Origin of the sequence: Amycolatopsis sp. w19 (assembly GCF_051373225.1) — a bacterium.
In the GTDB taxonomy this organism is placed as follows: Bacteria; Actinomycetota; Actinomycetes; order Mycobacteriales; family Pseudonocardiaceae; genus Amycolatopsis; species Amycolatopsis japonica.
In genome coordinates this window covers 58,904-65,578 of sequence record NZ_JBPQFM010000033.1, presented here as the reverse complement: position 1 = coordinate 65,578, position 6,675 = coordinate 58,904, and the positions used below count along the sequence as shown (strand labels likewise).

Below are 6,675 nucleotides of genomic sequence, written 5' to 3'. Positions count from 1 at the left end.
GCCGGCGGAACCGCCCGCAGGGCTCTCCGGATGGCTCAAGCGCAGGCAGAAGGTGCAGTCCGAGTACACTGAGATTGGCAGGATCCCGCCGGTGCCGCCCCCGGTCGCGCCCGTCGAGCCGGACCCCGAGCCCGAACCCGAGGCCCCCGTGGAATCCTCAGCGCCGGCGGCACCGCCCGCGGGGCTCGCCGGATGGCGCAAGCGCAGGCAGAAGGTGCAGTCCGAGGACACCGAGATCGGCGGGATCCCGCCGGTGCCGCCCCCGGTCGCGCCCGTCGAGCCGGACCCCGAGCCCGAACCGGACCCGTTCGACGCAGGCCCCCCGACCATGGGTTCTTCCCACCCGCCCCACCCCGCGCCGATGCCGTTCGTACCGCCGCACTCCCTCGACGATCGCGACCGTCAGGACAACCTCGACGACTACGAGCGCGAGTTCGCCGACCCGGCGTATCCGGACGGCGGCCCGGACTTCGAGCGTGACGACTACGGCTACCGCGCCGACGAGTACGAGGACGACTACGACGACGATCAGGCCGAGGAGGTCGTCGACGAGCCCGCGGCGCCCGCCGAGAAGGCCTCGCCGGGGAAGCAGTGGCTGGCGCTGGCCGGTCAGCTCGCCCTCGGCGTCGTCGGTGGTGCCGCGGTGTGGCTGGGCTTCAACTGGCTGTGGGTGAACCTTCCCGCCGCCGCGCTGGTCGCCGCGTTGCTGGTGATCGTCGCGCTGGTGTGGATCGTCCGGAAGATCCGCAAGGCGGAGGATCTGCAGACCCTGGTGCTCGCGGTGCTGGTCGGACTGGTGGTGACGGTCTCACCGGCCGCACTCCTGCTGGTCGCCCGTTAGCGGCCTCGGGAAGAATGCCGGAATGGTTCAGCAGGTTCCGGTAGGCCTCTCGACGGCGTCCGTCTGGCCGTTGCGGGCGGGAGTGGCGTTCGAGCTGGCCGCCGACCTCGGCTACGACGGTGTCGAGGTGATGGTCTGGGCCGACCCGGTCAGCCAGGACGTCTCCGCGTTGCGCCGGTGGTCGCGGCGCACCGGGGTGCCGGTGCTGTCGATCCACTCGCCTTCGTTGCTGATCACCCAGCGCGTGTGGTCGCCGGATCCCGTGGTGCGCCTGCGGATGTCGGTGGAAGCCGCGCAGGAACTGGGCGCGCGCACGGTCGTGGTGCATCCGCCGTTCCGGTGGCAGCGCCGCTACGGCGACGCGTTCGGCGACCTCGTCGACGAGCTCGAAGAAGCCAGCGGCATCGAGATCGCGGTGGAGAACATGTTCAAGGTCCGCCCGCCCGGTGGCTCGCGGACGTCGCGGGTGTCGGCGTTCCGGCCGTCGATCGACCCTACGGACGTAGGGTTTCGCCACTACACGCTCGACCTGTCCCATACAGCGGCAGCCGGGATGGACGCCCTCGCGCTCGCCGATCGGATGGGTCCCGGGCTCGCGCACGTCCATCTGGCGGACGGCACGGGGCTCCCGAAGGACGAGCACCTGGTGCCCGGTCGCGGCATCGAACCCTGCGCCGAACTGCTGGAAAAGCTCGTGAGCAGCGATTTCTCCGGACAGGTCGTGCTGGAGATCAACACCCGGCGGTCGCCGAGCGCTGCGCAGCGGTCGCGGGATCTCGCGGAGTCACTCTTGTTCGCGAGGCTGCACCTCGGTCAGTGACAAAGATCGTCTCCAGGTGCGGAGATTCATTCCTCCCTGCGCCCGAGGCGCTGGTACACGTAAAGTTCCGACCGTGAACCAGCTGCGCTTGTTGATCTCCCGCACCCCGATGGATCGGCTCGTGGCCTGGGTCAGTGCTCGGTGAGCGCGACCGACGAAACGAGCACCTCCTTCGACGAGGCATGCGCGACGAGATCACTGGGTGACGGCACGTTCACGGCGGTACTCCGTACCGAATGGTCGATCGGTGGACACCCCCACGGCGGCTTCCTGATGGCCCTGATGGCACGGGCCGCCCTGTCGTTCCTGCACGAACGCGGGGAGCCGCCGTCCGAGCCGCTCGCGATCAGCGCGGAGTTCCTGCATCCGCCCGCGGTGGGGCCGGTGCTGCTGCGCATGGACGTCCGGAAGGTCGGCAGGCGCGCCTCGGTCGTCGGCGTTCTGCTGGAGCAGCGGGGCCGCAGCTGCGTCGAGGCCAGGGTGACCACCGGACGGCTGCCGATGCGGCGGCCGGAGTGGACCGACGTCCCGGCCATGGCCGCGGAGCCGCCGCCCGGCGCGGTGCCCGTGACCGGCGAGACCTCCGAAGGCCTCTTCAACCTCGCGAAGGGCTGCGAAGTCAGGCTCGACCCGGCGAGTGTCGGCTACCTGCACGGCCGGATCGGCGATCCGCCGAGGATGCGGCTGTGGGTCCGGCCCCGGCACGGGCTCGCGGACCCGTACTTCGCGCTGCTCGCGAGCGACGTGAACCCGCCGGTGGTCTACAACCTCGGCCGGGTCGGCTGGGCGCCCACCGTGCAGCTGACCGCGTTGCTGCGCACCCGGCCGGCGCCGGGCTGGCTGCGGGTGATCGTCCAGAGCCAGTCGGTGCACGAGGCCTGGTTCGACTCGGACGCCCTCGTGGTCGACTCGCAGGGCAGGCTGGTCTGCCAGGCGCGGCAGCTGGCGCTTGCCCCGGCGCCTGGAGCCTGACGGCCGTTTGGCACGCTGAAAGGCATGAGTGTGATCGCCGTTCTGGGTGCCGGGAAGATCGGGGAGGCCCTGCTCTCGGGCCTGCTGCACGGCGGGCACAGCCCGGACGACCTCCTGTTCACCGAGCGGTATCCGGCGCGCGCGGCCGAGCTGACCGAGCGCTACGGCGTGCACGGGGTCGGCGTCGCCGACGCCGCCCGCCGGGCCGACGTGCTGGTCGTCGCGGTCAAACCGCAGGACATCGAGCCGGTGCTGGACGAGCTCGCGCCGCTGCTCGGCGAGGAGTCCCTGGTGGTCTCCCTGTGCGCGGGCCTGCCGACCGCCCTGTACGAGCGCAGGCTGGCCGACGGCGTCCCGGTGGTGCGGGTCATGCCGAACACCCCGATGCTCGTGGGAGAGGCCATGAGCGCGGTCTCCGCGGGTGCGCACGCGACCGCCGAGCACATCGCGGTGGTGAAGGACCTGCTTTCGCACGTCGGGCAGGTCGTCGAAGTGCCCGAGTCGCAGCAGGACGCCGTCACGGCGCTTTCCGGCTCCGGGCCCGCGTACTTCTTCTACCTGGTCGAGGCCATGATCGACGCCGGGATCCTGCTCGGCCTGCCGCGGGCGCTCGCCGGGCAGCTGATCATCCAGTCGGCGGTCGGGGCGGCGAAGATGCTCGCCGAGTCCGACGAACACCCGGTGCTGCTGCGCGAAGCCGTCACGTCGCCCGCCGGGACGACCATCAACGCCATCCGCGAGCTGGAGAAGCACGGCGTCCGCGCGGCGCTTCTGGCCGCCATCGAGGCCGCGAAGGACCGCTCGACCGAGCTGGGCCGCGCCCACGAACCCCGCGTTTAGTCCTCTGGATGCGGTGGTTCGACGTCGAACCACCGCATCCAGAGGACGAAATGCGTAGTCGGACGGGCCCATCCCGGTGACTCGCGTCGCTTTAGCCACACGTGTCCCGCTACTCTCAGGAGAGCACGTGCGTGTCGATACCACAGGTGGGGAAGCCTCGTGGCGCGACACGTGTCGAAGGACACGGTGAATCATGCCGCCGAACAAGAAGGATGATCTGCCCTCAGTGGGCCAGGTCCAGTTCCTGACGGTCGCCGAGGTGGCCACGCTGATGCGGGTCTCCAAGATGACCGTCTACCGCCTCGTTCACTCGGGCGAGCTGCCCGCGGTGCGCGTCGGGAAGTCGTTCAGAGTGCCCGAAAAGGCCGTACACGAGTATCTGCAAGGCGCGTACTTCGACGTGGGCTGAGGCTCGGTCCGCGGAGCACAACGTGCCCGCCCGAGGGCGTCTTCCGGGGCGCGAGTACCCTGGAAGACCGCTCGTGCCTGTGCGCTCCACCCGTTGGACGCTGCGCCGGGCAGCGTGACCGACGACGAAGGAAGGAGCGCTCACGATGGGCTCTGTGATCAAGAAGCGCCGTAAGCGCATGTCGAAGAAGAAGCACCGCAAGTTGCTGCGCCGGACGCGCGTTCAGCGTAGGAAGGCCGGCAAGTAAGACACAGCCGGTGAGTGGCCCGTCCAGTTTCTGGACGGGCCATTCCCATTTCGTGGGCGGTTTCCGCCCATTCGAGTGAGACGTGGATCCCCTCTGCGAGCAGCGGGTTAATAGCATGTAAGCGCTGACTCGACTACCCCTAATGAGCGGTAACATCTCAAGGGCAGCCGCGCGATGCTTCCCATGAGTGCAGGTTCGCGCACACACGGTCGATGGACCAGCGCTCAAGGTCATCAGGACCCCGTGATCGAAAGTCCGAGAACCGCCCAAAAGCCGCAGGGAGTCCTATGCCGTCGAACATCGTGCTCGTGACCGGGGTCGGGGGAGACCTTGGCGGGAAGCTGCTCGCCAGACTCGGCAACAATCCGGGGTTCGAGCGGGTGATCGGCGTGGACACCACGCCCCCGCAGAAGTCGGTACTGCAGCGCATGGGGCACGCCGAGTACGTCCGCGCCGACATCCGCAATCCGCTGATCGCCAAGGTGATCAGCACGGCCAAGGTCGACACCGTGGTGCACGCCTCGTGCACCGCGCATCCGGCGGGCCCGGCTCGCCGGACGGCGATCAAAGAGGTCAACGTCATCGGCACGATGCGGCTGCTGGCGGCCTGCCAGCGCTCGCCGCTCGTGCGCAAGCTCGTGGTGAAGTCGACGGCCGCCGTCTACGGCGCCGGCGCGCGCTCGCAGGCCGTCTTCACCGAGGATTCGGAGCTCATCCCCACCTCGGCCAGCGGCTACGCGAAGGACGCCGTCGAGATGGAGGGGTATGTCCGCGGGCTCATGCGCCGCCGTCCCGACATCACGACGACGCTCCTCCGGTTCGCCAACATCATCAGCCCGGAGATCGACACGGTGCTGTCGCGCTACTTCGCGCTGCCTGTCGTCCCGACCGTCTTCGGCTACGACGCGCGCATCCAGCTGCTTCACGCCTCGGACGCGCTGGCCGTCTTCGAACAGGCGACGCTGAACGACAAACCCGGCGTGTTCAACGTCGGGTCGGAGGGGGTACTCACCCTTTCTCAGGCGATCCGGCGAGCCGGGCGGGTCGAGCTGCCGATGCCCAGCGGCGTCGTGCCGTCGGTCGGCAAGGTGCTGCGCGGAGCGCGGGTGGTCGACTTCTCCGCCGACCAGGTCCGGCTGCTGAACTTCGGCCGCGTCGTGGACATCACGAAGCTCAAGAAGGACTTCGGCTACACCCCGCGGTGGACGACGCGGGAAGCGTTCGACGACTACATCACCGGCCGCGGGCTCCGGCCCGTGGTGGACGGCGGCAAGCTCGCCGGATTCGCGGGCAAGGTGCTGGTGGCCGCGGCGACCGGACAGGCGGCGCACCGGTGAGCAGGCCACACGAGAACTCTCACGAAGGCGAGGCGGAAAACGTGAGCGGCGCTGAAGCGCAGGTCATCCCGTTGCACGGCCCCGGCAGAGAGAAGCCGGACGCGGCCGCGCAGGCGGAACGGGATCTTCGCGAGTCGGAAGAAGCTCAGGACCATCTGGACTCCGAACGCCGGGCCGACGCGCCTGTCGTCGAGTTCCCCGGGGCGGCGCGGGTCTCGCCCGCCCGGACGAGGCCCGCCGACGCGGACCTCCTCCCGGACTCGCTCAGGACGGCGTTGGCGTTCGTGCGTGACCGGCTGACCGGTGACTACACCGTCGACGAGTTCGGCTTCGACGCCGAGCTCACCGAGACCCTGCTGTTGCCGCCGTTGCGCGCGCTGTACGAGAAGTGGTTCCGGGTCGACACGTTCGGCGTCGAGAACCTGCCCGCCGACGGCGGCGCGCTGCTGGTGTCGAACCACTCCGGCACGGTGCCGCTCGACGCGTTGATGACCGCCGTGGCCGTGCACGACCACGTCCCCGGCGGCAGGCACCTGCGCGGGCTCGGCGCGGATCTGGTGTTCCAGCTGCCGCTGATCGGCTCCTTCGCCCGCAAGTCCGGGCAGACGCTCGCCTGCAACGCCGACGCGGAACGCCTGCTGCGCAAGGGAGAACTCGTCGGGGTCTGGCCGGAAGGGTTCAAGGGGATCGGGAAGCCGTTCTCGTCGCGCTACAAGCTGCAGCGGTTCGGCCGTGGCGGTTTCGTCTCCGCCGCGCTGCGGACCGGGGCGCCGATCATCCCCGTGTCCGTCATCGGCGCGGAGGAGATCTACCCGAAGATCGGGGATGTCAAGCTGCTCGCGCGGGTGCTCGGCCTGCCATACTTCCCGGTGACGCCGCTGTTCCCGCTGCTCGGCCCGCTCGGCGCGATCCCGCTGCCGACGAAGTGGAGCATCGAGTTCGGCGAGCCGATCCGCACGGACACCTACGACGCGGACGCCGTGGACGACCCGATGCTGGTGTTCACGCTGACCGACCAGGTGCGGGAGTCGATCCAGCAGTCGCTGTACAAACGCCTTTCGCAGCGGAAGAGCGTCTTCAAGGGCTAGACCACGTAACTCGCGTGCTTGGAGCCGTCACTCGCGTGCTCGGAGCCGGAACTCTCGAGTTCCGGCTCCAAACACGCGAGTTCCGGCCTTAAGCACGCATGTGACGGGTCAGCGCTTCGGC

Annotated in this window: 7 protein-coding genes and 1 pseudogene; all 8 read left to right on the top strand. The window is 69.5% G+C overall.

The features are described from left to right. Positions 1–841, top strand: a pseudogene (locus ACSMFO_RS37420) (hypothetical protein); the annotation flags it as partial. Positions 842–863: 22 nt separating this feature from the next. Beyond that, positions 864–1,661 (top strand): sugar phosphate isomerase/epimerase family protein, encoded by a 798-nt coding sequence (locus ACSMFO_RS37415; protein ID WP_037333006.1) that lies wholly within the window; start codon positions 864–866, stop codon positions 1,659–1,661. 141 nt (positions 1,662–1,802) lie between these two features. Further along, on the top strand, positions 1,803–2,633 hold the full coding sequence (locus tag ACSMFO_RS37410) for a thioesterase family protein (RefSeq protein ID WP_016330916.1): 831 nt from the start codon (positions 1,803–1,805) through the stop codon (positions 2,631–2,633). 24 nt (positions 2,634–2,657) lie between these two features. Continuing rightward, a complete protein-coding gene (proC, locus tag ACSMFO_RS37405; protein WP_038520151.1) occupies positions 2,658–3,473 on the top strand; it encodes a pyrroline-5-carboxylate reductase in 816 nt (271 codons plus the stop codon). A gap of 193 nt (positions 3,474–3,666) precedes the next feature. Beyond that, positions 3,667–3,882 (top strand): helix-turn-helix domain-containing protein, encoded by a 216-nt coding sequence (locus ACSMFO_RS37400; protein ID WP_016330918.1) that lies wholly within the window; start codon positions 3,667–3,669, stop codon positions 3,880–3,882. A gap of 145 nt (positions 3,883–4,027) precedes the next feature. Then, complete coding sequence (locus ACSMFO_RS37395; protein ID WP_007030867.1) at positions 4,028–4,129, top strand: 30S ribosomal protein bS22; 102 nt, start codon at positions 4,028–4,030, stop codon at positions 4,127–4,129. A 287-nt stretch (positions 4,130–4,416) separates the two neighbouring features. Continuing rightward, a complete protein-coding gene (locus tag ACSMFO_RS37390; RefSeq protein ID WP_038520149.1) occupies positions 4,417–5,466 on the top strand; it encodes an NAD-dependent epimerase/dehydratase family protein in 1,050 nt (349 codons plus the stop codon). Further along, positions 5,463–6,554: a lysophospholipid acyltransferase family protein gene (locus tag ACSMFO_RS37385; protein WP_395866909.1), complete on the top strand. Its 1,092-nt coding sequence runs from the start codon at positions 5,463–5,465 to the stop codon at positions 6,552–6,554. The genes ACSMFO_RS37390 and ACSMFO_RS37385 overlap by 4 nt, the downstream gene beginning before the upstream one ends. Positions 6,555–6,675 lie beyond the last annotated feature (121 nt).

Bases quoted from the DNA above. Each gene is read 5' to 3' on its own strand.
- ACSMFO_RS37395 (WP_007030867.1), top strand. From the start codon at position 4,028: ATGGGCTCTGTGATCAAGAAGCGCCGTAAGCGCATGTCGAAGAAGAAG.
- ACSMFO_RS37390 (WP_038520149.1), top strand. From the start codon at position 4,417: ATGCCGTCGAACATCGTGCTCGTGACCGGGGTCGGGGGAGACCTTGGC.
- ACSMFO_RS37400 (WP_016330918.1), top strand. From the start codon at position 3,667: ATGCCGCCGAACAAGAAGGATGATCTGCCCTCAGTGGGCCAGGTCCAG.
- proC (WP_038520151.1), top strand. From the start codon at position 2,658: ATGAGTGTGATCGCCGTTCTGGGTGCCGGGAAGATCGGGGAGGCCCTG.
- ACSMFO_RS37415 (WP_037333006.1), top strand. From the start codon at position 864: ATGGTTCAGCAGGTTCCGGTAGGCCTCTCGACGGCGTCCGTCTGGCCG.